The 27,000-nt window shown below is 55.0% G+C and carries 26 protein-coding genes; 10 read left to right on the forward strand and 16 right to left on the reverse strand.

Annotated features, from left to right (window positions below; translation table 11 throughout):
- Window positions 1-39 precede the first annotated feature (39 nt).
- The 7 genes from K4305_RS08210 (at window position 40) to K4305_RS08235 (ending at window position 7,416) form a co-directional block, all read left to right on the forward strand.
- Window positions 40-1,584: a class I SAM-dependent DNA methyltransferase gene (locus K4305_RS08210; protein WP_331561932.1), complete on the forward strand. Its 1,545-nt coding sequence runs from the start codon at window positions 40-42 to the stop codon at window positions 1,582-1,584.
- On the forward strand, window positions 1,574-1,957 hold the full coding sequence (locus K4305_RS08215) for an ATP-binding protein (protein WP_331561933.1): 384 nt from the start codon (window positions 1,574-1,576) through the stop codon (window positions 1,955-1,957). The genes K4305_RS08210 and K4305_RS08215 overlap by 11 nt, the downstream gene beginning before the upstream one ends.
- Before the next feature lie 32 nt (window positions 1,958-1,989).
- Window positions 1,990-2,154, forward strand: a complete 165-nt coding sequence (locus K4305_RS12320; RefSeq protein WP_442880455.1) for a hypothetical protein — start codon at window positions 1,990-1,992, stop codon at window positions 2,152-2,154.
- Window positions 2,151-3,386 carry a restriction endonuclease subunit S gene (locus K4305_RS08220; protein ID WP_331561934.1) on the forward strand — a complete coding sequence of 412 codons (1,236 nt, stop codon included), beginning with the start codon at window positions 2,151-2,153 and terminating at the stop codon, window positions 3,384-3,386. Before K4305_RS12320 ends, K4305_RS08220 begins: the two co-directional genes overlap by 4 nt.
- A gap of 136 nt (window positions 3,387-3,522) precedes the next feature.
- Window positions 3,523-4,095: a zeta toxin family protein gene (locus K4305_RS08225; protein WP_331561935.1), complete on the forward strand. Its 573-nt coding sequence runs from the start codon at window positions 3,523-3,525 to the stop codon at window positions 4,093-4,095.
- A complete protein-coding gene (locus tag K4305_RS08230; RefSeq protein ID WP_331561936.1) occupies window positions 4,092-4,316 on the forward strand; it encodes a hypothetical protein in 225 nt (74 codons plus the stop codon). Before K4305_RS08225 ends, K4305_RS08230 begins: the two co-directional genes overlap by 4 nt.
- Before the next feature lie 16 nt (window positions 4,317-4,332).
- The gene (locus K4305_RS08235; protein ID WP_442880456.1) at window positions 4,333-7,416 is read left to right on the forward strand and encodes a type I restriction endonuclease subunit R; all 3,084 of its coding nucleotides are present in this window, start codon (window positions 4,333-4,335) and stop codon (window positions 7,414-7,416) included.
- Between the two features lie 171 nt (window positions 7,417-7,587).
- On the opposite strand, the gene K4305_RS08240 is transcribed toward K4305_RS08235, so the two are convergent.
- The 14 genes from K4305_RS08240 to K4305_RS08305 form a co-directional block, all read right to left on the reverse strand.
- Window positions 7,588-8,409 carry a purine-nucleoside phosphorylase gene (locus K4305_RS08240; RefSeq protein WP_331561938.1) on the reverse strand — a complete coding sequence of 274 codons (822 nt, stop codon included), beginning with the start codon at window positions 8,407-8,409 and terminating at the stop codon, window positions 7,588-7,590.
- Between the two features lie 47 nt (window positions 8,410-8,456).
- Complete coding sequence (locus tag K4305_RS08245) at window positions 8,457-9,677, reverse strand: pyridoxal phosphate-dependent aminotransferase (RefSeq protein WP_331561939.1); 1,221 nt, start codon at window positions 9,675-9,677, stop codon at window positions 8,457-8,459.
- A gap of 37 nt (window positions 9,678-9,714) precedes the next feature.
- Complete coding sequence (locus K4305_RS08250) at window positions 9,715-10,404, reverse strand: YggS family pyridoxal phosphate-dependent enzyme (RefSeq protein ID WP_331561940.1); 690 nt, start codon at window positions 10,402-10,404, stop codon at window positions 9,715-9,717.
- 13 nt (window positions 10,405-10,417) lie between these two features.
- Window positions 10,418-10,909: a peptidylprolyl isomerase gene (locus K4305_RS08255; RefSeq protein ID WP_331561941.1), complete on the reverse strand. Its 492-nt coding sequence runs from the start codon at window positions 10,907-10,909 to the stop codon at window positions 10,418-10,420.
- A 34-nt stretch (window positions 10,910-10,943) separates the two neighbouring features.
- A complete protein-coding gene (locus K4305_RS08260; RefSeq protein ID WP_331561942.1) occupies window positions 10,944-11,624 on the reverse strand; it encodes a tetratricopeptide repeat protein in 681 nt (226 codons plus the stop codon).
- 158 nt (window positions 11,625-11,782) lie between these two features.
- Window positions 11,783-12,565 (reverse strand): TatD family hydrolase, encoded by a 783-nt coding sequence (locus K4305_RS08265; protein WP_331561943.1) that lies wholly within the window; start codon window positions 12,563-12,565, stop codon window positions 11,783-11,785.
- Entirely contained in the window at window positions 12,555-13,061 is a 507-nt protein-coding gene (gene lspA, locus K4305_RS08270; protein WP_331561944.1) for a signal peptidase II, read from the reverse strand. The genes K4305_RS08265 and lspA overlap by 11 nt, the downstream gene beginning before the upstream one ends.
- Before the next feature lie 73 nt (window positions 13,062-13,134).
- Window positions 13,135-14,022: a shikimate dehydrogenase family protein gene (locus tag K4305_RS08275; RefSeq protein ID WP_331561945.1), complete on the reverse strand. Its 888-nt coding sequence runs from the start codon at window positions 14,020-14,022 to the stop codon at window positions 13,135-13,137.
- 26 nt (window positions 14,023-14,048) lie between these two features.
- The gene (locus K4305_RS08280; protein WP_331561946.1) at window positions 14,049-15,446 is read right to left on the reverse strand and encodes a tetratricopeptide repeat protein; all 1,398 of its coding nucleotides are present in this window, start codon (window positions 15,444-15,446) and stop codon (window positions 14,049-14,051) included.
- 111 nt (window positions 15,447-15,557) lie between these two features.
- Complete coding sequence (gene uvrC, locus K4305_RS08285) at window positions 15,558-17,441, reverse strand: excinuclease ABC subunit UvrC (protein WP_331562213.1); 1,884 nt, start codon at window positions 17,439-17,441, stop codon at window positions 15,558-15,560.
- Between the two features lie 99 nt (window positions 17,442-17,540).
- Window positions 17,541-19,322, reverse strand: a complete 1,782-nt coding sequence (locus K4305_RS08290) for a sodium:solute symporter family protein (protein ID WP_331561947.1) — start codon at window positions 19,320-19,322, stop codon at window positions 17,541-17,543.
- 55 nt (window positions 19,323-19,377) lie between these two features.
- Entirely contained in the window at window positions 19,378-19,635 is a 258-nt protein-coding gene (locus tag K4305_RS08295) for a DUF4212 domain-containing protein (RefSeq protein WP_331561948.1), read from the reverse strand.
- A gap of 259 nt (window positions 19,636-19,894) precedes the next feature.
- Entirely contained in the window at window positions 19,895-21,082 is a 1,188-nt protein-coding gene (locus tag K4305_RS08300; RefSeq protein ID WP_331561949.1) for a hypothetical protein, read from the reverse strand.
- 240 nt (window positions 21,083-21,322) lie between these two features.
- Window positions 21,323-21,454 carry a hypothetical protein gene (locus K4305_RS08305; RefSeq protein ID WP_331561950.1) on the reverse strand — a complete coding sequence of 44 codons (132 nt, stop codon included), beginning with the start codon at window positions 21,452-21,454 and terminating at the stop codon, window positions 21,323-21,325.
- 227 nt (window positions 21,455-21,681) lie between these two features.
- On the opposite strand from K4305_RS08305, the gene K4305_RS08310 reads away from it, so the two are divergent.
- A complete protein-coding gene (locus tag K4305_RS08310) occupies window positions 21,682-22,188 on the forward strand; it encodes an NUDIX domain-containing protein (protein WP_331561951.1) in 507 nt (168 codons plus the stop codon).
- A gap of 63 nt (window positions 22,189-22,251) precedes the next feature.
- Here K4305_RS08310 and K4305_RS08315 read toward each other — a convergent pair whose 3' ends face one another.
- The gene (locus K4305_RS08315) at window positions 22,252-24,165 is read right to left on the reverse strand and encodes a potassium transporter Kup (protein WP_331561952.1); all 1,914 of its coding nucleotides are present in this window, start codon (window positions 24,163-24,165) and stop codon (window positions 22,252-22,254) included.
- Between the two features lie 828 nt (window positions 24,166-24,993).
- Here K4305_RS08315 and K4305_RS08320 point away from each other — a divergent pair.
- Both K4305_RS08320 and K4305_RS08325 read left to right on the forward strand, forming a co-directional pair.
- Window positions 24,994-25,467 (forward strand): rubrerythrin family protein, encoded by a 474-nt coding sequence (locus tag K4305_RS08320; protein WP_331561953.1) that lies wholly within the window; start codon window positions 24,994-24,996, stop codon window positions 25,465-25,467.
- 107 nt (window positions 25,468-25,574) lie between these two features.
- Window positions 25,575-26,069, forward strand: a complete 495-nt coding sequence (locus tag K4305_RS08325) for a ferritin (protein ID WP_331561954.1) — start codon at window positions 25,575-25,577, stop codon at window positions 26,067-26,069.
- A gap of 49 nt (window positions 26,070-26,118) precedes the next feature.
- Here K4305_RS08325 and K4305_RS08330 read toward each other — a convergent pair whose 3' ends face one another.
- The gene (locus K4305_RS08330) at window positions 26,119-26,997 is read right to left on the reverse strand and encodes a metallophosphoesterase family protein (RefSeq protein ID WP_331561955.1); all 879 of its coding nucleotides are present in this window, start codon (window positions 26,995-26,997) and stop codon (window positions 26,119-26,121) included.
- Between the last annotated feature and the right edge of the window lie 3 nt (window positions 26,998-27,000).

Raw genomic sequence — 27,000 nt, forward strand, 5'->3', positions numbered from 1 at the left:
GCACAACGGGCAACAGCCTCGGCACCATCTGAATCGCACATGATAGAAGAGATCAAAAAAACCCTCTGGGCCTCGGCCGACAAGCTCCGGGCAAACATGGACCCCGCCGACTACAAGCACATTGTGCTCGGTCTCATCTTTCTCAAATACATTTCCGACACCTTCCGCTCGCATCGCCAGCAACTGACCCTTCGCTTTGCCGATGCTGAAGACGACTACTATATCCCGAAAACCGAACCTGCTCTCATACAGGAAGAACTCGAAGACCGCGACTACTACACCGAATCCAACGTCTTCTGGGTACCCGAAGGCGCTCGCTGGGAAAACCTGCAGGCACAAGCCAAACAACCCGACATCGGCAAACGCATCGATGACGCATTATCCCTCATCGAAACCGAAAACCCGAAACTCAAAGGCATACTCGACAAACGCTACGCCCGTGTCCATCTTCCGGACGGCAAACTCGGCGAGCTCGTCGATCTCATCTCGACCATCGGTTTCGGAGACAATCCCAATAACGCCCGCGACCTCCTCGGTCAGGTTTACGAATACTTCATCGGCATGTTCGCCAGCGCCGAAGGCAAGCGGGGTGGTCAATTCTACACGCCGGCCAGCATCGTCAGAACACTCGTCGAAGTCCTCGCCCCCCACACCGGCCAGGTCTACGACCCCTGCTGCGGCTCCAGCGGCATGTTCGTCCAGTCCGAAAAATTCATCGAAGCCCACGGCGGCAGAAGGGGCGACATCTCCATCTACGGCCAGGAATCCAACCCTACCACATGGCGGCTTGCAGCCATGAACCTTGCCATCCGCGGGCTCGACTACAACCTCGGCAAGGAGCCTGCCGACTCCTTCATCCGCGACCAGCACCCCGACCTCCGCGCCGACTTCGTGCTCGCCAATCCGCCGTTCAACATCTCCGACTGGTGGCACGGCAGTCTCGAAGGCGACCCCCGCTGGGTGTACGGAACGCCTCCCAAAGGCAACGCCAACTACGCCTGGCTGCAGCATATTCTGCACCACCTGAAGCCGACAGGCAGGGCCGGAATCGTGCTGGCCAACGGCTCCATGTCCTCAACGACCAACACCGAAGGCGACATCCGCCGCACGATGATCGAGGCCGACAGGGTGGAGGTGATGGTCGCTCTGCCCGGCCAGCTCTTTTTCAATACGCAGATTCCGGCGTGCCTCTGGTTCCTTGCGAGGGAGAAGCGCACACGCATGGGCGAAGTGCTCTTCATCGACGCGCGAAAGCTCGGCTCGATGATCAACCGCGTGCAGAAAATGTTCTCCGACGAGGATATCGCCAGAATCGCCGACACCGTTCACGCCTGGCGCGGTGATGGCCAGTACGAAGATATTCCCGGCTTCTGCGCTTCCGTGTCGCTGGAAAAGATCGCCGAACATGGCCACGTGCTCACCCCCGGCCGTTACGTCGGAGCCGAAGCCGTCGAGGAGGACGACGAAGCCTTCGCCGAAAAGATGCAGCGTTTGACCGAAACCCTCGGCGAGCAGATGGCACGAGGCGCGGAACTGGATCAGACGATCCGTGAAAAGCTGGGAGGGCTTGGGTATGAGTTCTGAGCGGAGTGAGCCGCTGCGGGAGAGCGAGCGCGTCGAGGTACGCAATCCCGGCACGCTGTATGACGGACTGACGATAGAAGAGATGCGCCAGGGCAATGTGTCGCGCCGCCGAAATCCGCTGATTGCCGACCTGTTTCGCCGAATCCATATGGTTGAAGGGTGGGGTCGCGGAATGCCGCTCATTCTTGAAAATGCACCGACCGTGCAGTTCCGCCAGACCGCCGGACTCTTTATCGCAAGCTTCGAGCGCCCTTCATATGGTGATGATGCATCTCAGTTTACGGACTACAGTAAAGAGGTTAAAACCGAAGAAACCTCAAAGAAACCTCAAAGAAACCCCAAAGAAACCCCAAAGAAAAATTGCTTGCATTAATTAAGGAACAACCAGAACTCAGCGTTAAAGCAATGTCTGCGCTCTGTGGTATGAGCATCAACAGCGTTCAACATCACCTCAATGCGCTCAAAGCCGCTGGAAAAATCCATCATATTGGTCCGACCAAGTCAGGACGTTGGGAGGTATTGGACGCAGATAACGCTGACCCGCGAAAAGCCGGGAGGGCTGGGGTATGAGTTCTGAAATGTTTCTCGGCGATGTTGCTGAAATTACGATGGGGCAATCTCCTGCCGGAGTTCATTGCAATAAAGAAGGGGATGGATTCCCGTTACTGAATGGCCCTACTGAGTTTGGTGATAGCCATCCCATGCCTGTACAGTTTACAACAGACCCCAAAAAGAAAGCCAACAAAGGCGATTTACTTTTTTGTGTTCGAGGATCGACAACCGGCAGAATGAATTGGGCAGATCAAGAATATTCTATTGGTCGCGGGATTGCGGCAATTCGAGGAAAGAATGGTTATCCAAACTCATTTATTCGTACGCTCATTGAATCACAGCTTGAGGGCTTGCTAGTTCAGGCAACTGGATCGACATTTCCAAATGTTTCGGGCAAGATGTTATTCGAACTCTGTGTTCCTGAAATATCTGTCAAATCCGCATCAGCGATAGCGGGTATTATTGAACCCATCGACGACCGCATCGCGCTGCTTCGCGAAACCAACGCGACGCTTGAATCCATCGCGCAGGCCATCTTCAAGTCGTGGTTCATCGACTTCGACCCCGTCAAAGCCAAACAGCAAGGCGAGGAGCCGCAAGGCATGGATGCCGCCACCGCCGCGCTTTTTCCCGACGCCTTTCAGGACTCCGAGCTTGGGGCGATACCGGCGGGGTGGAAGGTTGGGAGTTTAAAGCAAGCAGTATCAATATTTGACTCAAAACGCATTCCTCTCTCTGGTAACGAGAGAGCGAAACGCCAAGGGAGTTATCCATATTACGGTGCAGCAAGTGTTATGGATTATATTGATTCTTATCTTTTTGAAGGCGTGTATTTCTTGATGGGTGAAGATGGCTCTGTTGTACGGAATGATGGAAGAGCTGTTGTTCAATATGTTTGGGGGAGATTTTGGGTAAATAATCATGCGCATATTTTACAGGGTAAAAATGGTATTACAACTGAGCATGCGATGATTTTTGCAAAAAACTTATGCGTTAAGCCTTATATCACGGGGGCTGTTCAGGCGAAGTTAAGTCAATCAAATATGTGGAGAATTCCATTTTTATTTCCTTCTCTGAATATCTGTGAGTGCTTTGGAGACACTATTAAACCGATATATGATAAAATCAGAGCTAATACTGATAAAATCCAAACCCTCGCTTCGATCCGCGACGCGCTTTTGCCGCGCCTGATTTCGGGGAAGCTTCGTCTGCCGGAGGCTGAGGCGATGGCCGGGGAGTCAGGGCTGTGAAAACGTCGGAAAAAGTGTCGGAGAAAACGTCGGGGAAAAAAGGTATGGATGGTATCAGTTATCTTGAAGTGTCCGCCAGCAAAGTTCGGTGGATGCAGACGTGGCAACAAACAATGCGTTGAACCGGGGACAACCCATGCCGACATGCTGGATTATTGCCGGGCCAAACGGGGCAGGCAAAACAACCTTCGCTCTTGAATATCTGCCGGGTGTTGCCGGGTGTGAGCGATTCATCAACGCCGATCTCATTGCCGCCGGATTGTCTCCATTTGCTCCGGAGAGGGAACTGATGGCCGCGAGCCGGATTTTCCTGCATGAGGTGGCCGAACGCATTGATCGTCGAGAAGATTTTGCTCTCGAAACAACCCTTGCCGGGCGAACCTACCTGAAACTCATTGACCGTCTCAGACTGGATGGCTGGCAGACGGTACTGTTCTATCTGGCTCTTCCATCCGTTGAACTCTCCAGAAAGCGCGTTGCTGAACGTGTGGCCAGCGGCGGGCACAGCATACCGGTTTCGGATATTGAACGCCGTTTCCCCCGGAGCTTGCGCAACCTGTTTGAAGAATACAGCTTCCGCGTGGATCACTGTCTTTGTTTTATGAATGACATGGACGAACCGGTAACAGTTTTCGAACAATACGGATCCGATCGGGAAGTGCTGCATGAAGAGTATTTTAACCTGTTGCTAACTATTTTTCGACCATGATGATAACCAGGAAAAAGGGCCTTTCTGAAGAGGGGCAGCTTGCGTTGGAGGCGCTTCAGAAAGCGGTAAAGAATGCCCTCGACAGGAAAAAACGACTTGGGCAATATGCCGTCATCTGGCAGGACGGCAAACCGAAAATCATTGATTTTTCCGAAGAGAATCAGAGGGAAACAACCCCAACCAAGAGAGGAGAATCTTGCCACAGTCGTGTAAACCATTGAAACCGTCCCCCAAATGATGACGGAAGATCAGCTCGAACGGGAAGCCATCGCCTGGCTCGCGGAAACCGGATACCACCACCGCTTCGGCCCCGACATTGCGCCGGACGGAGACGCGCCTGAACGCGCGAGCTACCGAGACGTGGTGCTCACTTCGCGCTTGAGGGAGTCTGTCGCCCGGCTCAATCCGCAGATTCCCGCCGCCGCCCGTGAAGAGGCTCTCCAGCAGGTGTTCAAGCTCGATCATCCCGTTCAGCTCTCCGCCAATCGGGCATTCCACCGCCTCCTCGTCAATGGCGTTCCGGTCGAATATCAGCAGGGCGGGGAGACTCGCGGCGACCTCGTGCGGCTGGTCGATTTCGAGCATCCCGAAAGAAACGACTGGCTCACCGTCAACCAGTTCACCGTTCAGGGGCCGCATCATACCCGGCGCCCGGACATCGTGCTCTTCGTCAACGGTTTGCCGCTCGTCGTCATCGAGTTGAAGAATCCCGCCGACGAAAACGCCGACCTCCGGAAGGCGTTCGATCAGCTTCAGACCTACAAGGAGCAGATTCCTGACCTCTTCTGCTACAACGAAATCCTCGTCGTCTCGGACGGCAGCGATTCACGCATGGGCTCGCTCTCGGCCAACCCTGAACGGTTCATGGCATGGCGCAGCATCGACGGAGAAACTCTCGATCCTCTCGGTCAGTTCAACGAACTCGAAACCATGATCCGGGGCATCTTCGACCCGGCCCGCCTTTGCGACTATCTTCGCTTTTTCATCCTCTTCGAGGACGAAGGCGAACTCATCAAAAAGATTGCCGGTTATCATCAGTACTTCGCTGTCCGAACGGCCATCGAACGGGTCATCGGGGCATCTGAGAGCGAGGGCGACCACAAGGGCGGCGTGGTCTGGCATACGCAGGGTTCCGGCAAAAGCATCACCATGGTATGCTTTGCTGCACGGGTCATGCGCGAAACCGCCATGCAGAACCCGACCATCGTCGTCATCACCGACCGCAACGATCTCGACGGCCAGCTCTTCGGCGTCTTCTCACTTTCACAGGATCTTTTGCGTGAAGAACCCGTGCAGGCTGAAGACCGAAACGATCTTCGAGCGAAACTCACCAACCGTCCTTCCGGGGGAATCATTTTTTCCACCATCCAGAAGTTCATGCCGACCGATGAGGAAGAGCGGTTCCCCATGCTTTCCGGCCGCAATAACATCGTCGTCATTGCCGACGAAGCGCATCGCACGCAGTACGGCTTCGAAGCGAAGTTCAAGGGCGACGCCAGAGGCTGGCAGGTCGGCTACGCCCAGCATCTGCGCGACGCGCTGCCGAATGCCACCTTTGTCGCCTTTACCGGCACCCCGGTTTCGACTGAAGACCGCGACACTCGCGCCGTGTTCGGAGACTACATCCATATCTACGACATCCAGCAGGCACGTGAAGACGGCGCGACCGTTCCGATCTACTTTGAATCTCGCCTTGCAAAGCTCAGCCTCAATCAGGAACTCCTGCCGGAAATCGACGACGAGGTCGAAGAACTCACCGAGGACGAGGAAGAGGGTGAACGCAATCGACAGAAAAGCCGGTGGGCTGCACTCGAAAAGGTGGTCGGCTCAGAACCCCGTATCCGGCAGGTTGCCGAAGACCTTGTCACCCACTTTGAAGAACGCTGCAACGTAATGGCAGGTAAAGGGATGATCGTCGCCATGAGCCGCGAAATCTGCATTCACCTGTATGATGCCATCGTTGCGCTTCGCCCCGAATGGCACAGCGACGATCCGGAGAAAGGGGCGATCAAGGTGATTATGACAGGCTCAGCCAGCGACAAGCCATTGCTTCGCCCGCACATCTACTCCGCCCAAACCAAAAAGCGCCTCGAAAAGCGCTTCAAAGACCCCGAAGACCCGCTCCGGCTCGTCATCGTCCGCGACATGTGGCTCACCGGCTTCGACGCCCCGAGCGTCCACACCATGTACGTCGACAAGCCCATGAAAGGGCACAACCTCATGCAGTCAATCGCCCGCGTCAACCGCGTATTTCGTGACAAACAGGGCGGACTCGTCGTCGATTATATCGGTATCGCGAACGACCTCAAGAAAGCCCTCAGGGACTATACGTCGAGCAAAGGCCGGGGAAAACCCGCCGTCGATGTTTACGAAGCACTTGCTGTTCTTTTTGAACAGCTCGATATCCTTCGCAGCATGATGCACGGTTTCGATTACAGCGGATATCTCACCGGAGGTCATCGCCTCATGGCTCAGGCCGCAAACCACATTCTCGGTATCGAAGACGGCAAGAAGCGATTCAGCGATACGACCCTGGCCATGACGAGAGCATTCAGCCTCTGTTGCACGCTCGATGAAGCCACAGCCGTCCGCGAAGAGGTCGCCTTCTTCCAGGCGGTAAAAGTCATCCTCACCAAACGGGAAACATCCGAAAAGAAACGCACTGCCGATGAAAAAGAGCTCGCCATACGCCAGATCATCGGTTCCGCCCTTGTCTCCGAAGATGTTGTTGATATTTTCGAAGCCGTCGGGCTCGAAAAGCCCAATATCGGCATCCTTGACGACGCCTTTCTCGAAGAGGTCCGCAACCTGCCCGAACGCAACCTTGCCGTCGAACTCCTCCAGCGCCTGCTCGACGGCGAAGTCCGATCACGGTTCGCCACGAACGTCGTTCAGCAGAAAAAATTCTCCGACCTTCTCGACAGCGTCGTCAAACGCTACCAGAACCGCGCCATCGAAACAGCCCGGGTCATCGAAGAGCTGGTCGAAATGGCAAAGAAATTCCAGGAGGCCGTCAGACGCGGAGAGAACCTCGGCCTCAACCCCGACGAACTCGCCTTCTACGACGCCCTTGCCAACAACGAAGAAGCCGTCCTCCAGATGGGCGACGACATCCTCAAAACCATCGCCCACGAACTCGCCGAGAGTCTCCGTAAAAGCATCACCGTTGACTGGTCGAAACGCGAAAGCGTCCGCGCCCGTCTCCGTCTCCTCGTCAAACGCATCCTGCGCAAATACAAATATCCCCCATCAAAGCAGGACGAAGCCGTCCGGCTCGTTCTCCAGCAGGCCGAAACGCTTGGCGAATCGTGGGCAGCGTGAAGATTATGAGGCGCTTTCGCCTTACATGATAATCCGGAGAGCAGGAAGCCCGGAACGAAAGGGTTTCAGGAGAACACAAAAAAGGCTTCGGAAAGAGTCCGAAGCCTTTTTACTTTCGTTCTTCCGGGAATAATCAGGTATTCCGGAAGCGTTTGCGACGGGTCTGACGGCTCAGAGGTTTGCGACGACGGCTTTGAAGATGGCGGTCATTTTAGGTTCGGCCTGGTTCGATACCTCGATGATCTCTTCGATGCTGACTGCCTGCAGGCTGTCGGGGAAGCACTCGTCTGTGATGATGGACATGCCGAACACTTCGGTGCCCTGATGGACGGCGGCGATGACTTCAGGAACGGTTGACATGCCGACAACGTCCGCGCCGAGAATGCGGAGCATGCGGTACTCCGCGCGGGTTTCGAGGCAGGGTCCCGAAAGCGCCACGTAAACGCCGCGCTGTACCTTGATTTTCAGGTCGAGCGCCGCCTGTTCGGCTATTGAGAGAATGCGTTTCGAGTATGGTTCGCACATGTCGGGGAATCTGGAGCCGACTTCCGGATCGTTGGGGCCGATAAGCGGGTTGCCGCCGAGCATGTTGATATGGTCGTCGATCAGCATGATGTCGCCTTTGCCGAATCCGGGGTTGAGGCCGCCGCATGCGTTCGTGATGCCGAGGGTTTTCACGCCGAGGTGTTTCATGACCCTGACAGGAAAGACGATCTGCTGCATCGAGTAGCCTTCGTAGAAATGGAACCGTCCCTGCATGGCGACCACTTTTTTTCCGGCGAGAGTTCCGAAGATGAGTTTGCCCTGATGGGTTTCAACCGTCGAGATGGGGAAGTTCGGAATGTCTCCGTAGTCGAGCGCAAGTTCTACGTCGATCTCTTTTGCAAGCGCGCCGAGACCGGTGCCCAGAACGATGCCTACCGGATATTCTCCCTGGATTTTTTTTCGGATAAACGATACGGCTTCCTGAATTTTTTCCTGCTGTGCGATCATGATCGGGTAGTTGTTTTATGGTGTTGAAGAAAAAAACGCCGGAACACTTACCGGCAGTGCTGCAAAAAATCGGAAAGGTCGGCATAGACCCGTTCGAGGGTCGCGGTGTCGGGCAGGTAGACGATCCTGAAATAACCTTCAGAGGGGTCGGTACCGAATCCCGAACCGTGAACACACAATATCTGCTTTTTCCTGAGCAGTTCAACAATAAATTCTTCGTCGGAAGCAAAACGATGCACGGCGGGGTCGGCTTTAGCCATCACGTAAAATGCGGCTTCCGGAGTGCTGCAGGAGAGCCCTTCGATGGCGTTGACCATGCGTACGGTAAGATCGCGCCGTTCCCTGAGTTTTTCCATTACCGGCGCAAGATAATCATTTCCGAGCGAGAGCGCGGCAGGAATGGCGTATTGCGGGGCTGCAGGCGCGCAGACCCGGGCATCGGCGAGTTTCTGCAGAGCGGCGCGGATATCCGGAACAAGGCGGCTGTTTGTTATGGTCATCCATCCGGTTCTCCATCCTGCAGCCATGTAGTTTTTCGAGAGGCTTTCGAGCGTGACGACGCAAAGATCGTTTCCGGCAAAGGATGCGAGAGGGTGGTGCGTCTGGCTGTAGACGAGCTTGCGGTATACCTCGTCGGCAAGACAGACTATATTGTGACGTTCGGCGATATCGGCAATGGCGGCGAGCAGCTCGGGCGGATAGAGCGAGCCGGTGGGGTTGTTCGGATTGATGACGACGAGCAGCCGGGTTCTCCGGGTTATCAGGCGCTCTATCTCCTGCGGGTCGGGAAGCCAGCGGTTGGCGGGGTCGAGCCTGTAGGAAACGCAGGTCGCCTCCTGCCGGCCGATGAGCGCGGCGTAGAGAGGATAGCCCGGCGAGGGGCAGAGCACTTCGTCCCCGGGGTTCAGCATCGCGGTGCAGAGGAGATCGGCGGCTTCTGTCGCCCCGGCGGTGACGATGACGTCGTCCGGCGCGGTTTTCATGCCGCGCGAGGCCGTTTCCCGCGCTATCGCTTCGCGGGCAGGGAGTATGCCGCATGAGGCCGTATAGCAGTGCGCGTTTTTTTCGAATGCCGCTATGCAGGCCCTTGTCAGCTCTTCGGGCGGATGGAAGCCGTAAAGGGCGGGATCGCCGATGTTCAGGTGCGTTACCGGTCTGCCCGATGCTTCGCAGCGACGGGCAAGCTCGGAGATATTGAGAATGGCGTAGGAATAGTTCCGAAGCCGGCTTGCAGCATCGAATCGCGAAGTGCTTCGTGGTGTCGTCATGGTTCGCTGCCGCAGGCTTACGGTATCGGCGCGGCGGTTACCGCCAGCCGAAAATTGCGGTTCCCACGCGGATAAGCGTTGCCCCTTCCGCTACGGCTTCCTCGAAATCCTGGCTCATGCCCATGGAGAGCTCGGTAAGTTGCGACGGGTCGTTTGCTGTCGCCCTGAGCGTATCGAGGAGGTTTTTGAGCACTCTGAACTCCTGTCGTGCAAGCGAGGGATCCGGAGATGCGATGGTCATGAGACCGCGAAGGACAATGTTCGGCAGACTGAAGAACGATTGTGCGTTTTTGGCAAGATCTTCTGGTCTGATGCCGTATTTGGTGGCTTCGCCCGATGTGTTCACTTCGAGCAGGTAATCGACGCAGATGTCGTGCTGAACCGCGCGCCTGGAGAGCTCTTCGGCGGTAGAGAGCCTGTCGATGCCGTGGATAAGCGCAACCTTGCCGATAATCTGGCGCACCTTGTTCGATTGCAGGTGCCCGATGAAGTGCCAGCGGAGCGGAAGGTTCGTCAGCCGGGGGTCGTTTTCCTTTTCAAGGAATTCCTGGACGTAGCTCTCTCCGAAATCCAGCTGTCCGGCCTCGAAAGCCTCCCTTATCATGGTAGCGGGCTTGGTTTTCGATACCGCGACAAGACGGACCGCTGCCGGATCTCTTCCGGCTTTCACGCAGGCAGCGTCGATGCGCTGCCTGATAGCTGCAAGATTTCCCGCGATGGATTCCATTGGCCTTTCTGGCTTATTGCTGCGGTGAAGGCGCGATTGTTCTGATTGTCACCGGGTTCAGCGGATTGTCGTTGAAGTCGGTTTCGACCGCCGCGATGGCATCGACCACATCCATACCGGATTCCACGATGCCGAATACCGTATACTCTCCGTCGAGATAGGGGTTATCGACATGGTTGATGTAGAACTGGCTTCCCGAAGAGGCTTTCTGGGGATTGTTGTCGCGGGCTGCGGCAAGGGTGCCTTTTTTGTTCGGATGGCGGATCTCGGCCGGAACGCGGTACGAGGGGCCGCCGGTTCCGTGGAGCATGCGTTTGTCGTCGTGGCGCGAGAGCGGATCGCCGGTCTGGATCATGAAGTCCCGGATGATGCGGTGAAAGCGGATGCCGTCGTAGTAGTTCTCGTCGACGAGTTTTTTGAAATTGTCGCGGTGCTGAGGCGTGTCGTCATAGAGGCTGACGGTGATATTGCCCAGCGAGGTTTCGATGATGAATGATTCCGGCATGGCGTAGATGATTTATTGTTGCGTTCGGTTGCGACTACCTGTTTCCGGACATCTGCCAGAGCGATCTCTGGGCCAGAGCGGCTCCGGTAGATCCCGGATAGTCGGCAACCGTTTTTTTATAGAGTTCCGATGCTTTTTCCGGGTTTCCGGCATCAAGGTGATTGTCTGCGGCGTTTGCCTGATAGTGCGCCTTGAGGGTCTTGTTTTCGGCTTTTTCCGATGCCGCCTCGTACGATGCCGCCGCTTCGCCGTACTTTTTCTGTTCTGCCTGGCAGGCTCCCGTTCCTGCCAGAACAGCGGCTGCGAGATCCCTGTCCTTCAGAGACGTCTTTTTATAGACGGCAAGCGCCGAATCGTACCGGCCGATGGAGTAATATGCATTTGCCAGCAGCAGCGAGGCCATCCTGCCGCTCGGGGTACTTCCGTAGTCTGCCGAAATGCTTTTAAGACCCCGGTTGCCTGCCGATCCGTCGATGGCCTTGCGGAAATCGTTTCTGTCGAGCAGGGGCGCTATTTTCGAGAGGTGCATCGACGCTTCCGTTTCGGCGTTTTTCTGGTGGTTCAGCCAGAAAGCCGTTCCTCCGCCGATGGCGACAAGAAGGATAACGACACCGATCAGTGTGTTCCTGTACTTGATGGCGATATAAAGAAGATTCTCGGCTGCCCTGGTTTTTGCCGTTTCCCTGTTTGAAGGTTCGGTCTGTATCTGTGTCATGCGTCAGGAGATTCTGTTGTGTTCCGGTTTTTTCTCGGTCCGGTATGGTTTGATGATGAATAGTGAGGCGACTGTGGTCAACTGCAGGGGAAAATACAGAGACCATGGCTTTCAACCTAAAGAAGTTTACAGGAATTTCAAAATACCGGGTACGCCACTCATGCGTCTGTCAGTCGGCAATTGCCGAATATTTCTGCGGCATTTTCGGCGATCGCGTGCGCAGTCTCCCCGATGGTCATGTTTTTAATCGATGCGATGGCTTCCGTTACCAGACGAACGTGAGCCGGACGGTTGCGTTTGCCGCGGTACGGCACCGGACTGAGGTATGGCGAGTCGGTTTCTGTGAGAAGGTGCTCGATGGGGATGCTTCTGATTATTTCGGGCAGCAGGGAACGCTTGTAGGTGACGGTGCCCGGAATCGAGAGCATGAAACCGAGCGCCGTGCAGCGCCGTGCAGTATCGGCATCGCCGGAAAAGCAGTGCATTATACCCCGCAGTGCCGAATGGTTTTCTTCCCGGAGCACCGTAAAGAGGTCGTCCCACGCGTCGCGGCAGTGGATCACCACGGGCAGGTCGAGGGTGCGGGCCATTCTCAGCATGATTCGGAAGGCTTGCTGCTGCCTTTGTGGATTGCAGTCCGGATAGTGGTAATCGAGGCCGATTTCGCCGATGGCCACAACTTTCGGCGCCGTGGCGAGCCGTGCGAGATCGTCGTAGGTGTTCGTCGAAAGTTCTGCGGATGTTTCATGCGGGTGCAGGCCGACGTTGGCGTAGATCATCGGGTATGCGGCGGCCAGTTCGACGGACTTTCGGCTGGTTTCGACATCGATACCCGGATCGACAAGCAGCCTGACGCCCGCATCGGTCATTTCGCGGACGATCTCCTCCCGGTCGTCGTCATAATCCGGGAACGACAGGTGGCAGTGGACATCAACGTACATTGCTGTCGGCAGAAGGTTCGGGTTCCGGAAAGATCCGGTTGTGCATGAACACGAGCATGCAGGCGCCTATGCTGATGGCCGAGTCTGCGACGTTGAAAATCGGCCAGAGCGAAACCCATGAACCCATGACGAACCCCTGATAGAGATCGAGATGGATGAAGTCGATGACCCATCCAACCGTGATGCGGTCGATGAGGTTGCCGATGCCGCCGGCGAAAATAAGGGAGAAGGGGAGCAGAAAGAGCGTGGAGCGGTTGGCCGATCGCAGCACATAGAGCACCACGAGGAGCGATATGGCGCCGACGATAAGAATCATGACCAGTTGCGGCGCGAATTCCAGGCCGAAAGCGATGCCCCGGTTTTCGGCATAGGTGAGTTTCAGCCAGTCGGGGATGAGGGTGATCGAGCCGCGTTCCCTGAGGAACATGACGGCAAGTTTTTTTGTGATCTGATCAAGAAGGACGACTGCCGAAGCAAGAGTGAAAAACCATTTCATGGAGAGGCAGGGTTATGCAGTGTTGAAAGAGATGATAGAGTCGAATCGTCGGGTTCGTGGAGCACCGGCAGGGTTACGGAGAGGTTTCGATGTGACGGAGCAGTTCGGCGCGCACCCGGCCGACAGGCATATCGCTGCCGGTCCAGAGCGAAAACGATCCGGCCGCCTGACCGATAAGCATTTCGATTCCCGAAACCGTGACCGCTCCGGCCTGTTCGGCCGCCAGAAGCAGCGGGGTGCGTATCGGATTGTAGACCATGTCGTAGACGATCTGGCCGCTGTGAAGCAGGTTGCTTCCGGCAGGAAGGATGCTTTGCATGCCTTCGCCGGATCTCCCCTTCGTTCCCAGAGGGGTCGCATTGACCACCACTTCGCAGTTCCTGAAGTATTCATGCGTATTGTTTTTCCCTTGCAGGAGATCGTCGAGAAGAGAGACGGCGATCCGCTCTTTATAGGGGTAGTGTTCGAGCATGAACAGACCCTTGCAGATATCCCTGACGAAGAGATAGATGGCCGATGGCCGGAAATAGAGCCTGAACGCCTCTATGGCGGCAAGCGAAGCGCCTCCGGAACCGAAAACGGCAACGGGTTTTCCCGCAAGGCGATCCCGATAGGGCAGCAGAGGAGTTGCGAACCCTTCGATGTCGGTGTTGTAGCCTGCAAGTCTGCCGTCACGGTTCACGATGGTATTGACGGCCTGTATGCAGGAGGCTTCGGCGGAGAGCTCGTCGAGCAGGGGCACCACATCTTTTTTATAGGGGATGGTGACGTTAAACCCCGATATGCCGAGAGCCCTTGCGCCGCGCAACGCGTCGGCGAGCAGTTCGGGGCTCCCGATGTTGAAAATGGTATAGACGTAAGGAAGTCCGAGAATCGAGCATGCGGTATTGTGAATGAACGGCGACCACGAATAACCCACGTTTTTTCCGATAAGGCCGAGAATGTGCCTCGATGCGTTCATGCGGCAGTCGTTCCGGGAATGAGGGTTCAGGATATTCCGAGCATTTTTCTGACCGCATCCTGCTGGTAGAGCTCCGGAAAGGTGCTCTGGAACAGCTGTTTTTTATCGGGGTCGATCTTGAAGGCCTTGCTGAGGGCCTTGAGCGTGCTGAGCTTGTCGCCCATCGCAAAATAAGCCGCCGCGATTTCAAAATGGGCGTCGGCCGATAGCGGCTGCAGTTTCAGCGACTGGTGCAGCGCTTCGATTGATTCCCCGAACAAACCGTTTTCGCGCAGCACCATGGCGTAGTCGAGCCATATCTGCGGATTGTCGGGCTCGAGAAGGATGATTTCCCTGTAGGTATCCAGCGATTGGTCAAGCAGGTTGAGATTGTAGGCTATCTCCGCTTTCAGCAGGAGAAATTCAACGCTGTCGGGAAGGGTTCTCAGCGCCTCGTCTATGGCTGCTGCGGCGTTTTCGTACTGTTCGAGCGCGTCGTAACAGCATGAGAGCGCGAACCATGCGTCGGAAAAATCGCGGTTTATTCCTATGCAGCGCAGATAGAACCCCGTCGCTTCTTCGTACTCTTCGAGTTCCTCGTAGGCAATGCCGATGTTGTAGAGCGCGTTGAGGTCGTCAGGCTCGTATTCGAGCGTTTTCAGATAGCTTTCGGCGGCTTCCTCGATTCTGCCGGTGATTGCGAGCACGTTGGCGCGATTGTACCAGGCCGAACTGAAATCGTCGTCGATGGCAAGAGCCATGTCGTATGAGTCGAGGGCCTCGTCGTACCGTTTCAGCTTGCTGAGCACAAGTCCCCGATTGTACCACGCATTTATGTTGTAGGGATCCATGTCGAGCGTTCTGTCGTAGCAGAGCACGCTTTCGTCGAGCTTTCCCTGCACATCCCGGCAATAGGCGAGCTCGTACCATGCGTCAGAAAACGCAGGGTCGATTTCGAGGCATTTTTCGAAATCCGATTCCGCATCGGGGTAGAGTTCCTTGCGCTGCAGGATAATGCCGCGGTAGTAGTGGAACTCGCGTTCGATGGACGAGTCCACGAACAGGTCGTCGAACAGTTCCAGCGCTTCGTCGAAGCGACCGGTATTGAAGCGCGCAAGGGCAAGATTCAATTGCATTTCGCCGTCCGCGGGGCTGAGCAGTACCGCTTCTTCGAAAGCGTCGAGCGCAGCGTCGAACTCTCCGTTGAGGGTCAGGCAGTTGCCGAGGTGGAACCACGTTTCGGCATTATAGGGAGCGATGGTTTCAACGCGACGGGCAACGGCAAGCGCTTCGGTTATAAAACCGTCGTCGTTGAGCTGCATTATCAGCTCGATAAGTTCTTCGGCGTCGTATCTGTTTTCGATATCGTCAAGATCGGGCGGCTCTTTGCGTGACAACCCGGATGCGTCGTGACGGTTATCGTCGAAAAAATCGGGCAGATTCATTGGCAGTCAGAAAGAGGTTCGGTGTTCATCAGGCATAACATTCAATAAATATAACAGAATTTTCGTAACAACAAGATCCCGCGGCGCGTCACGGTTCGCCCTGTCGCGGCCTTACGGGTGATAAAACGCATGGATTTTTGCGGCAAGGGCACTGCCGGCAGCAGCCCTGAGATCGTCCATGCCTGCGGCGGCTATACGTTCGACGGAACCGAAACGTTCGAGCAGTTTCATGGCCGTTTTGGGGCCGATGCCGGGAATCGTGGTCAGTTCCGTCTGCAGGGTACGCTCCGAGCGCAGCTTCCTGTGATAGGTGACGGCAAAACGGTGAGCTTCGTCGCGCAGCTGCTGCAGGAGCCTGAGCGCCGGGGAGGTTTTCGGCAGGTTGAAGGGATCTGCGGTATGCGGCAGAAATATCTCTTCGAGCCGTTTTGCGAGTCCGATGACCGGTATGTCAATGCCGGCAGCCGAAAGTACGGCATATGCGGCATTGACCTGGCCTTTTCCTCCGTCTACCACAATGAGGTCCGGCATCGGGAGTTCGCCGGCAAGCGAACCGCTGTAACGGCGGGTTATAACCTCCTCCATGGCCGCGTAATCGTCGGATCCTTCGAAACTTATGAGCCGGAATTTCCGGTAGTCCGATTTTTTCGGTCTGCCCTGCGCGAAACAGACCATGGAACTGACGTAATCGGTGCCCTGGAAGTGCGAATTGTCGAAACATTCGATGCGTTCCGGCAGTTTCGGCAGATGGAACAGCTTCATGAGCTCGCGGAGGCCGGGGGTTTCGCGTGCCGCTTCGCCTCGTTTCTGTTTCTGTATCAGGTACTCTTCGAGGTGGTGTCGGGCATTGCTTCCGCACATGTCGAGCAGATGGGCTTTTTCGCCAATCTGCGGTACGACGATCCGCACGGAGGATTTTCTTCCGGATTCCTTCTGTTTTTTTTCGTCGACCAGCGCTTTCAGGGTCGTCTCCTCGTCTTCGGACAGTCTGTGCTGGAGCAGGATTTCGTCCGGCATGGCGTCCATGGCGCCGAGATACCAGTTTTCCGCCGCTTTCGCGAGAAGGGCCGCTTCACTCTCTCCGGCGGTGTTGTTCATGTAGACGCGCCGGGAGCTGAGCAGCTTGCCTTCGCGGATGGTAAACACTACCGCGCAGGCGTCATCCTCGCCCGATGCGACGGCCAGAACGTCGCGGTCTGCGCCGTCAAGGCTGACGACTTTCTGCCGCTCACCGTATCGTTTCAGGCTGTCGAGCTGTATACGGATTTCCGCAGCGGCTTCGAACTGCAGGGCGTCGGCGTGCGCATGCATCTTTTCCGTCAGCGACCGGATGAGTCCCGAAGTTCTGCCTTTGAGCAGTTTTATGATTTCTCCGATCATCTCGCCGTACTCCTCTTCGGACTGATGTCCTTCGCAGGGGCCTTTGCATTTGCGGATGTGGTAGTCAAGGCAGACCCTGAATTTTCCGGCGCGGATATTCTCTTCGGTCAGCTTCAGCCTGCAGCTTCTGATCGGGAAGATCGATTCCGCGAGTTCGAGTATGGAGCGAAGCTGGCCGGCCTCTGTATAGGGTCCGAACCAGGTCGAGCCGTCGCGTTTGAGTTGTCTGGTTATGAAGATTCTGGGGAATGGTTCGTTGGTGACGACAAGATAGGGATAGGTTTTGTCGTCCTTCAGGTTTACGTTATAGCGTGGCTTCAGCTCCTTGATGAGGTTGTTCTCGAGGATCAGCGCCTCCACTTCCGACGAGGTGATGATAACCTCCAGGTCCGCGATGTGTCCGACAAGTACCAGGGTTTTTCCGAAGAGCTGCCGGGAGTCGCGAAAATAGGAACGCACGCGGTTCTTCAGGTTTTTTGCCTTGCCGACATAGATTACCTTGCCGGCTCTGTTCCTGAACTGGTAGACGCCCGGACACGTCGGCAGGGCCGAGAGTTTTTCATGCAGCGAACCGGCGGATGCGTCGCCGGTTTCCGTCCTGTTGCAATCGGTCATCGGAAATGTCACGTTACTTTCAATGGTTGACAATGCAGAAGGTAACAAAAAAAAAGGCGCGGATGGTTCCGCGCCTTTTGAGTGAAAGAACGTTCGATCTCAGTGATCCACAGCTTCGCCGGCCCCTTTCGGGTAGCGGAGGCTGTCGACCAGCTCCTGGATCTCCTGGGGAGGCTCCGGGGTGATTCGGGAGACAACCATGCTGACGGCAATGTTGATAAGCATGCCGACCGTGCCGATGCCTTCAGGCGAAATGCCGAACCACCAGAACTCCGGTTTGTTCATATCCGGGCTGACGAACTTGAAGTAGACGATGTAGGCCGCCGTGAAGATCAGGCCGGCAAGCATGCCGCTGATGGCGCCTTCCTTGTTCATCCGCTTCGAGAAGATGCCGAGGATGATGACCGGGAAGAAGGATGCCGCCGCAAGGCCGAAGGCGAACGCCACGACCTGTGCCACGAATCCCGGAGGATTGATGCCGAAATAGCCTGCTATCACGATGGCGATGGCCACGGCGATACGGGCGTAGAGCAGTTCGCTTTTTTCGCTGATGTTTGGATTGAGCTGCTTTTTGATAAGGTCATGCGCGACCGAGGTCGAGATGACGAGCAGCAGTCCGGCAGCGGTAGAAAGCGCCGCGGCAAGACCGCCGGCCGCAACGAGGGCGATCACCCAGTTTGGAAGATTGCCGATTTCCGGGTTGGCCAGCACCATGATATCGTTGTCGATAAAGAGCTCGTTGGCGTTGTCGGTCGGCTTGTTCGACATGAGCTGCTGTCCGTGTTCACCAGTCTCCTTTGTGAATGCCGGTTTTCCTTCGAACGCATCACCGCCGTTCTTTGCTTTGCCGAGGTACTGGATCTGGCCGTCGTCGTTCTTGTCCATCCATGCAAGCAGACCGGTTTTTTCCCACTTCTTGAACCAGGAAGGCATTTCGGCATAGCTCTGGTTGCTGACCGTGTCGATGAGGTTCAGGCGGGCGAAGGTTGCGATGGCAGGCGCCGTGGTGTAGAGCAGTGCGATGAAGATCAGCGCCCATCCTGCGGAGATTCGGGCGTCGCGTACTTTCGGCACGGTGAAGAAGCGCACGATGACGTGAGGCAGGCCAGCGGTACCGACCATGAGGGCGAGCGTGATGGCGAAGACGTCGATCATGGGCTTGCTTCCGCTTGTGTATGCGGCGAACCCGAGTTCGGCATGAAGACCGTCGAGCTTGTCGAGCAGATAGACGCCGTCAGCGCCGGTTGCGCCCATGCCGAGCTGCGGAATGGGGGTGCCTGCAATGATCAGGGACAGAAAGATGGCGGGAACCATGTAGGCGAAGATCAGCACGCAGTACTGGGCAACCTGGGTGTAGGTGATGCCTTTCATACCGCCGAGCACAGCGTAGAAGAAGACGATACACATGCCGATAATGATGCCGGTGTTGATATCGACTTCGAGGAAGCGGGAGAACACCACGCCGACGCCGCGCATCTGGCCTGCCACGTAGGTGAAGGAGACGAAGATGGCGCAGATGACGGCTACCGTACGGGCAACGTTGGAGTAGTAGCGGTCACCGACGAAATCGGGAACGGTGAACTTGCCGAATTTTCTGAGGTAGGGGGCCAGCAGCAGCGCGAGCAGCACGTAGCCGCCGGTCCAGCCCATCAGGTAGACCGAGCCGTCGTAGCCCATAAAAGAGATAAGGCCGGCCATCGAAATGAAGGAGGCTGCCGACATCCAGTCCGCAGCGGTGGCCATGCCGTTCATGAGAGGAGGAACGCCTGCTCCTGCAACGTAGAATTCCTTCGTAGAGCCGGCTTTCGCCCAGATCGCGATAGCGATATAGAGCAAAAACGTGATGCCTACGATGGTATACGTCCACATCTGTACATCCATAGTGGTAATACGCTTGATTGTTGAAAAAAATTAATAGAAAACGGTTTTGAACGGGTCAGTCTTCGTGCACGTCGAACTTTTTGTCGAGGCTGTTCATCAGCGAAACGTAGACGAAGATCAGCACGACGAAAATGTAGATCGATCCCTGCTGCGCAAACCAGAATCCGAGCTTGAACCCGCCGAGTTTGATTGCGTTAAGCGGTTCGACCAGCAGGATGCCGAACCCGTAGGATACCACGAACCAGGCGATGAGCAGCCCGATCAGGTAGCCGAGGTTGATTTTCCAGTACTCCTGGAGTTTCCCTTTTTCCATGGCTTGAAACGTTTGTTTGTTGAGTGTTAGGCAAGGCTGAGAGAATGGACATTATAAATTGAAGTTACGGAAAAGAATCGGTGTAAAACAGTCAATAATTGTTACGTGATTATTTTCGGATCACTGTTTCCGTCGCATACATCCATGGCTGCATCGCTGTTTTTTTCGATTGCGTAAGAAAAAAACAGATACTCTGTTCGGAGGGGGCAAAAAAAAGCCGCAGTCGCCTGCGGCTTTCTGTGTTCAGGCAAGCTTTCGCTTAGAAGCTCACCGTAGCGATGAGTTCGGTACGAAGTCTGCTGTAGTCGGTTTCAGACGATCCGACTTCCGATCCGAGAGCCCAGTAACGGACGGTCGGGGTCAGGCTGAAGCTGCCCATGGCTGATTCGTATACCTTGTAGTTGTACTGAGCCCAGACGAACAGGTTGTCGTAATCTACATCGGCAGTTTTCACCGAGGTACGCGAGTTATCGTCGGTGTGATTGTAGTCAACCCATGCAGTGAATCCTTCATACTGGCCTTTCAAGCGAAGCAGGTAACCGCTGTAGTCGACATCAGCGCCGATTCTTGACAGATACTTATGGGTTCCACTTTCTACTGTGGTGGTGTTGGGATCATCCCCTGTCATTGGCCTAAATCCTGTGGCGTTGTCGTCATCAGATGCGGTATAGAAGCCGCTCAGGCCGATTTTGGCCTTTCCTGCAGGAATGGTGACGTTTGCTCCGACTACGAATGGAGATACATTCTCATAGACAATACCGTCAACATCCGTCAATGCGATGATTGCCTGCGGTTCGACAGTCACATCACCGATGTTGGCCTTGTAGCTCAGGTGGAGGGCATAGCCGTCGTTGAAGAGGCCGTCACCTTCGGCAACCGAGTCATCCTTGATGTCGTTGTCAAGCACGATAAGCGTGCCGTTCAGTTCGCCGTCACCGATTTTGGTGCCGTAGTTCAGACCGAAAATACGATCCATGTTGTATGTCCCAACCGGCTGATCGCCTATGCCGATTGCACCGAAACCGGTAGAGGTCGGGATCGGGTACATTGCCAGATCGAAGATCGGGTTGTTCATGCTGTTGAGCGGCAGACGGCCCATCATGTAGTGGCTGTTTTCCATCATGCGGCCGAAGTAGAAGTTGGAAATGTCGATTTCGCCGTCTTCCCTGTTGTTGTCGGATACCGTGTTCCAGCCGCCGGCAGCGTTGTCGCTGGTGAGCATGGCTTTGAAGAAGTAGCCGCTGCCGAGGTCTGCGGAGGCTTTCAGGCGAACACGATATGCGAAATTCAGATCGTCTTCGTTGTCTTCGGCACTGCCGTTGTCGTAGTCTTCAAACTGGCCTCTCAGGCGTACAGAAGCGTCACCGCCGAATTTGATTTCTGCGGATGCGGGGGATGCGTAAGCAAGCACCGCGAACATGGCTGCAAGCGACAGCATTTTTTTCATAGTCGTTTTCTCCGTTGTGGTTTTGTGTGTGGTGTCTGTCTCGATCGAACAATCAACCGTTTTCGCCCTCGTTAGCAGGGCATATACGTGCTAAAAAAAGAACAAGTGTGGTTTTTGTAAAGCTTTATGTTAAGAAAATACAACCATAAGAACAAATTTTGTCTGCTCTTTTTTGGTTTTCGGGGGCATACCTTCTACTATATGCTTATATAATAATTGTTAATGCCGTGGAATGCAAATTTATTTTTCGCCGTGCGGCGGAAGGTCGTCGAAGTCGGTAACGTCGTACTGCTTCACGAGATGGCTGCCGAGCCCGCCGGTATTGAACACGCAGATCTCCCGTCTTTCTGCGGCAGCCCATGCGTTGCCCATGCAGAGGACGCAATGGCTGCGCAGCGGTTCGCTGAATGTCGGGGTTTTCGGGTTTCGGTGGTGGATTCAATGGAGTGCGTGGCGAGAGCAGGATACTGAAAACGGTAATTGAGAAAACAGGGATTCTCTTCGGACGCTGCAACAGATTCGGTTTTACGTGCCTTTATTTGTTTTTATTAGTTTATTGAACAGCATCGCATTCTGTTTATCAAAAATCCGTCCGCATCATGTCGAAAGTCATTCTGAGAGTAAGCGCGCTTTGCGTTCTGCAGGGGAGCGTCCTGCTTATCGAACATAAAAGTTTCGCTCCAGGCGATCCGGCGCTGCCTGATCAGTACTGGATTCTTCCCGGAGGCGGGGTCGAACCGGGAGAGACTCTCGACGAAGCGCTGAAAAGGGAGATGCAGGAGGAAACCGGTCTTCAGTGCAGTGTGGGTTCCCTGCTTTTCATCAAGGAACTGCTTTATCCCTTTCCCGGAGCGCGCCAGCAGGGGAGCCGACATCATTCGGTTTCGCTCGGGTTCGGCTGCACGGTAACCGGCGGGGAGCTGATCACGGGCAAGGATCCTGAATATGCCGACGACGAGCAGATGATTCTGCAGGCGAAGTGGGTGCCTTTCGAGGAACTTGGCGCCTGTGAGCTCTACCCGCCCTTTCTGAAGCAATATCTTTTCAGTCACCGCGAAAGCGGCTTCGTCGCGACGGCGCCGGAATTTTTCGATTCATGGCAGTGAGGCTCGCAAAGGCCTGAGCGGAGAGGGCACGAAAAAAAAACGATCACCGAGTCCTCCAACCGATTATATCTGCACCTGCATGCCGATTTCGATCACCTGACCGGAAGGAATGTCGTAATAGCCCGTCGCGCTGATGGCATTGCGCATCATGAGCGCATAGAGCTTTTTGCGCCACGAACTCATTCTTGATTTCAGACCGGTCACGATTTTCTCGCGGCTGAGGAAAAAGCTGGTCGCTTCGAACCTGAAATGGAAACCCTTGTGGTGTGCGAGCGAAAACACCTGCCGGATGCTCGGCGATTCCATGAACCCGTAGCGCGCGATAACTTTGTAGATGCCGTCGCCGCATTTGACGACCTCCACCTTCCGGCTGTTCGGCACCCTCGGCACCCGTTCGGTGGTGAAATGGAACAACGCCACTTCCGAATGCAGGATTTTATTGTGCCGCATATTATGCAGCATCGCTACGGGAATGATATCGGGATTGGCCGTCAGATAAACCGCCTGACCGGCAACCCGCTGGGGCTGCTGCAGGGCGAGGCTCTCGGAGAATTCCTCGACCGTCAGCGTTCTGTCCTTCAGCTGCTTCAGCATCAGGCTTCTGCCCTGCTTCCAGGTATTCATCAGTGTAAATGCCAGCAATCCTATGACAAGAGGGAACCATGCTCCGTGAAACAGCTTGGACATGCTTGCAGCAAAGAATGAAAGATCAATAAGGGCAAAAAAGCTCACCAGCACGATAACCGCGGTTCTGTTCCACTTCCAGAGATCCCTTGCGACAAAAAAGAACAGAATTGTCGAAATGAGCATGGTCGTGGTCATCGAAGCGCCGTATGCAGCAGCGAGCTTGCTTGACGATCCGAAACCGACAACCAGTCCGATGGTGGCAATCATCAGCCCCCAGTTCGACGCTGGTACGTAGATCTGGCCCATGTGGCTGGCCGACGTGTGCTTTACCGTCAGGCGCGGGAGATAACCAAGCTGGATAGCCTGCTGGGTTATGGAGTAGACGCCGGTAATAAGCGCCTGCGAAGCGATAACGGTGGCCATCGTGGCAAGTATCACCATCGGGATGAGCGCCCATGAAGGAACGAGCGCATAGAAAGGATGATGTGAACCGTGCGGCGACTCCAGCAGGAAGGCGCCCTGCCCGAAATAGTTCAGCAGCAAGGCCGGAAGCACGAACAGCGCCCAGGTAAGTCTTATCGGGCGCCGCCCGAAATGGCCCATATCGGCATAGAGCGCTTCGGCGCCCGTTACGGCAAGAAAAACCGCTCCGAGGACAAGAAAGCCGTGCATGCTGTTGTTGAGCAGGAATGCGATGCCGTAAGCGGGATTAACCGCTTTGAGAATTTCAGGAAAGCGTATGATTTCTATAAAACCGAGTATGCCGATGCAGGTGAACCACAGCAGAATAATCGGCCCGAAAAGAGATCCCAGCCTTGCGGTTCCGTTATGCTGAAAAAAGAACAGCAGCGCCAGAATGCCGACCGTTACGGGAATAACCAGATCCGAGGCCCCGGGCGCAATGATCTGGAGCCCTTCAACCGCGCTCAGAACCGATATTGCCGGTGTTATCATTGCTTCTCCAAGCAGCACAGAAGTGCCGAAAAGACCAATACTTACGAGAAGCCATCGTTCATGCCGGTTTTTTTTGCAGTGGCCGATGATAAGCGCGGTGAGTGAGAGAATTCCGCCTTCCCCCTCGTTATCTGCTCTCATGATAAAGGTGAGGTACTTGAGGGTAACGATAAGAATCAGTGCCCAGAACAGCAGCGAAAGCACTCCAAGTACGTTATCGTGAGAGACCGGAATGCCGTAGTCGCCGTGAAAGCACTCCCGGATGGCATAAAGCGGACTGGTACCGATATCGCCGAATACCACTCCGAGAGCCGCAAGAGAGAGCGTCGCAAGGCCTTTAAAACTCGAGTCGCCGGATAAATGAGACGATTCGCCGCCTTCTGTTGAACCTGCCATGAAAAAAAAACTGATTGAAAAAAGGTAACGCGTCACACGCGCATGCTCCGGACTGCCGGATCAGCAAAACCGAATTTACAGAAAAAGAATCCGGGAAATCAAACCAGCCAGATAAAAAGACCTTTATACCTCCCATATTACGTCATATCAAAAGGTTCGGCAAAAAATAAGCGTAAATAAAAGAGGATAAGAAAACACTTATGCCGTACGTGAGCGCGATACTCCTATCCGATACTCCCCAATCCCCAGCCCCGTAGGGGCGGCATATCGGTAGCCCGGGGTGCAACCCGGGGACGGCCCCCCAATGGGTTTTCGTTCCCGACAAACTCCTTTCCCCTCACGCCATCCAACCAAAAGAATAAAAGATTTGCCCACGGATTGACACGGATGAGCACAGATGGAAGAGGAGCGGGATTGGGTTAAGCTCTATGGATTATGCTTTATCGCCATTCAGCCATAAGATTGAAGAACGCGGTTCCCGCTGATTGAAATCGGATTTTCACAGATGAAAATCGTGGAACGTGAACTGTGGGCAGTGAGCCGTAGGCCGGATCCGGGTCTTCAGCCTCATAGGGGCGAAATATCGGTAGCCCGGGGTGCAAACCCGGGTATGGCCCCCCCCTATTTATGGGTTTCAGTTTCCGACGGACCCCTATTCCACTCCAGCTATCCAGCCATCCAGCCGTCAAAAAAATTACCCGCAAGGCTTACCGAAAGAGCAATTCCGATTCTCCCGCGCAGAGCGCGATACTCCCTCCTCTTCCCATCTTCCGCCTTCTTTCGTATATTATTATTCTGCAGTTTGCAACCACCCAAAATACCGACACCATGGCCGCTTCAATGATCGAGCATCTTGAGGAATCGATAAAACTTGAACTTAACCTTGCCAGGCTTTACACGCTTTTCAACGACCTGTTCCCAGACGACGAAGATTTCTGGTGGCAGCTCGCCATGGAAGAACGCGGTCACGCATCTCTTCTGCAGCAGGAAAAAAAGCAGCCGCAGCCGACGGAATTTTTTCCGGATAATCTGCTCGCTGCCGATCTTCAGATGCTTTTCGAGGCAAACGCCCGTATTCTCGGTCTGCTCGAAACATTCGCAAAGGCCTCGCCCTCAAGGGAAGATGCGTTCAGAACCGCGCTCGATCTCGAACTTTCGGTTGGCGAAGCGCATTTTCAGGATTTTCTCGACACTCCGGACCCTTCTCCCGCCGCATCGATTTTCAGGCAGCTCAATCAGGAAGACCGCGACCATGCCGAGAGAATCCGCTCCTATATGCGGGAAAACGGCATTGCCTGTTGAATAAACCGGTTACCGGAAACGATGAATCCCGCAGGGGCGTTTCATGCCGATGTGCTTATCTATAAGTATTTAATAATTATATCAGCAACCAACCAGGGAGAACCCGAATGCTCAGCAAAAAACTTGAAAAAGCGCTCAATGAACAGATAAACCACGAATTCGCATCATCGTACCTCTATCTGTCGATGGCGGCATATGCCGAATCAGAGAACCTGCCAGGCTTCGCAAACTGGCTCAAGCTGCAGACCAGGGAAGAGATGGGCCATGCGATGAAGCTCTACAAATTTGTCAACGAGCGCGGCGGACGCGTGGAGCTGCTTGCCATCGGGCAGCCTGATGCCGATTTCAGGTCTCCGGTAGCGCTTTTCGAGCAGGTGCTCGGCCATGAGCGTAAAATCACTTCGCTTATCAACAGCCTTTACGAAATCGCGCTCGAAGAGAAGGACTATGCCGCACAGGTGATGCTGCACTGGTTCATAGAGGAACAGGTCGAAGAAGAAGCCGCCGCTTCGGAAATTCTGGAAACCCTCAGGATGGCCGGCGAAAAAGGCCATGCGCTCATCATGATGGATCGACAGCTTGCCCGTCGCGGACAGGGCTGAAAAAGGACAACAGAAGGTCTTCTGAAGCTGCCCTGACAGGGCAGCTTCTTCATTTTCGAGTCGGGGGCAGATCGACAAACTGCCGGGAAAACTCTCCCCCCTCGCCGATCGTCATCTCGCTGTAACGGTAGGGGAGATATCGGAAACTCCCTCCGTTCACCACCGTGATTCCCTCCATTTCGTATGACTGGAATCGATGAAAATGACCGTGGAGCACAACGTTTGCGTGAAGGGCCTTCATTACGGAAACATAGTCGTTACGGTTTATCAGCTCCATGGTCCAGTCGAAAGCCTGATCGACAGGCGACATCGTTCCATATACTTTCAGGGCATGATGGCAGAGCCCGATTACGAAGCTCTCCCTCAGGGCATCGGCCACTTCGGGCTGCGAGAGGGCACGCAGCTGCGAAGGATCAACCAGACCCCGCGCGCCGAGGGGATTGTCCGAACGGTGCCACGGCCAGACCGAATCCACCGCGACGAATCCTATGTTCAGCGGGGAAAAACGGAGCACCTTCACAAAGGGAAACCTTGCGGGTATTTCCGGATCGTCGTTCATCAATTCGCCGAACATGGAACAGAACGCGGCAACGCGCTCCCGCAGAGCTTTCCGGCGGCTTCCGGGAAAGGGGTTAAGCGCATTGTAGATGCGCATCTCCTCTTCCAGATTGATCAGGTCATGATTGCCCGGAAGCAGCGTCGTCCGCTCCCAGCTCCAGAACCCGTGCTCCTTCAGCACATTTCGGATCACCGACCAGTCATCGGGTGTGGCCGCATCGCAAAGATCGCCGGTAATGACAAGATGATCGATCCCGATCGCCGAAAAATGATCCAGCATTCTTCCAAGCATGGATATCGTTCGGCGGTCGTTTTTTCCGGCAAGATGAATGTCCGAAATATGCGCTACAGTTACTCTTTTGTGAATCACATC

Source organism: Chlorobium sp., from assembly GCF_036528655.1.
Lineage (GTDB): Bacteria > Bacteroidota > Chlorobiia > Chlorobiales > Chlorobiaceae > Chlorobium.

Bases quoted from the DNA above. Each gene is read 5' to 3' on its own strand.
- K4305_RS08210 (WP_331561932.1), top strand. From the start codon at position 40: ATGATAGAAGAGATCAAAAAAACCCTCTGGGCCTCGGCCGACAAGCTC.
- K4305_RS08215 (WP_331561933.1), top strand. From the start codon at position 1,574: ATGAGTTCTGAGCGGAGTGAGCCGCTGCGGGAGAGCGAGCGCGTCGAG.
- K4305_RS12320 (WP_442880455.1), top strand. From the start codon at position 1,990: ATGTCTGCGCTCTGTGGTATGAGCATCAACAGCGTTCAACATCACCTC.
- K4305_RS08220 (WP_331561934.1), top strand. From the start codon at position 2,151: ATGAGTTCTGAAATGTTTCTCGGCGATGTTGCTGAAATTACGATGGGG.
- K4305_RS08225 (WP_331561935.1), top strand. From the start codon at position 3,523: ATGCCGACATGCTGGATTATTGCCGGGCCAAACGGGGCAGGCAAAACA.
- K4305_RS08230 (WP_331561936.1), top strand. From the start codon at position 4,092: ATGATGATAACCAGGAAAAAGGGCCTTTCTGAAGAGGGGCAGCTTGCG.
- K4305_RS08235 (WP_442880456.1), top strand. From the start codon at position 4,333: ATGACGGAAGATCAGCTCGAACGGGAAGCCATCGCCTGGCTCGCGGAA.
- K4305_RS08240 (WP_331561938.1), bottom strand. From the start codon at position 8,409: ATGATCGCACAGCAGGAAAAAATTCAGGAAGCCGTATCGTTTATCCGA.
- K4305_RS08245 (WP_331561939.1), bottom strand. From the start codon at position 9,677: ATGACGACACCACGAAGCACTTCGCGATTCGATGCTGCAAGCCGGCTT.
- K4305_RS08250 (WP_331561940.1), bottom strand. From the start codon at position 10,404: ATGGAATCCATCGCGGGAAATCTTGCAGCTATCAGGCAGCGCATCGAC.
- K4305_RS08255 (WP_331561941.1), bottom strand. From the start codon at position 10,909: ATGCCGGAATCATTCATCATCGAAACCTCGCTGGGCAATATCACCGTC.
- K4305_RS08260 (WP_331561942.1), bottom strand. From the start codon at position 11,624: ATGACACAGATACAGACCGAACCTTCAAACAGGGAAACGGCAAAAACC.
- K4305_RS08265 (WP_331561943.1), bottom strand. From the start codon at position 12,565: ATGTACGTTGATGTCCACTGCCACCTGTCGTTCCCGGATTATGACGAC.
- lspA (WP_331561944.1), bottom strand. From the start codon at position 13,061: ATGAAATGGTTTTTCACTCTTGCTTCGGCAGTCGTCCTTCTTGATCAG.
- K4305_RS08275 (WP_331561945.1), bottom strand. From the start codon at position 14,022: ATGAACGCATCGAGGCACATTCTCGGCCTTATCGGAAAAAACGTGGGT.
- K4305_RS08280 (WP_331561946.1), bottom strand. From the start codon at position 15,446: ATGAATCTGCCCGATTTTTTCGACGATAACCGTCACGACGCATCCGGG.
- uvrC (WP_331562213.1), bottom strand. From the start codon at position 17,441: ATGACCGATTGCAACAGGACGGAAACCGGCGACGCATCCGCCGGTTCG.
- K4305_RS08290 (WP_331561947.1), bottom strand. From the start codon at position 19,322: ATGGATGTACAGATGTGGACGTATACCATCGTAGGCATCACGTTTTTG.
- K4305_RS08295 (WP_331561948.1), bottom strand. From the start codon at position 19,635: ATGGAAAAAGGGAAACTCCAGGAGTACTGGAAAATCAACCTCGGCTAC.
- K4305_RS08300 (WP_331561949.1), bottom strand. From the start codon at position 21,082: ATGAAAAAAATGCTGTCGCTTGCAGCCATGTTCGCGGTGCTTGCTTAC.
- K4305_RS08305 (WP_331561950.1), bottom strand. From the start codon at position 21,454: ATGGGCAACGCATGGGCTGCCGCAGAAAGACGGGAGATCTGCGTGTTC.
- K4305_RS08310 (WP_331561951.1), top strand. From the start codon at position 21,682: ATGTCGAAAGTCATTCTGAGAGTAAGCGCGCTTTGCGTTCTGCAGGGG.
- K4305_RS08315 (WP_331561952.1), bottom strand. From the start codon at position 24,165: ATGGCAGGTTCAACAGAAGGCGGCGAATCGTCTCATTTATCCGGCGAC.
- K4305_RS08320 (WP_331561953.1), top strand. From the start codon at position 24,994: ATGGCCGCTTCAATGATCGAGCATCTTGAGGAATCGATAAAACTTGAA.
- K4305_RS08325 (WP_331561954.1), top strand. From the start codon at position 25,575: ATGCTCAGCAAAAAACTTGAAAAAGCGCTCAATGAACAGATAAACCAC.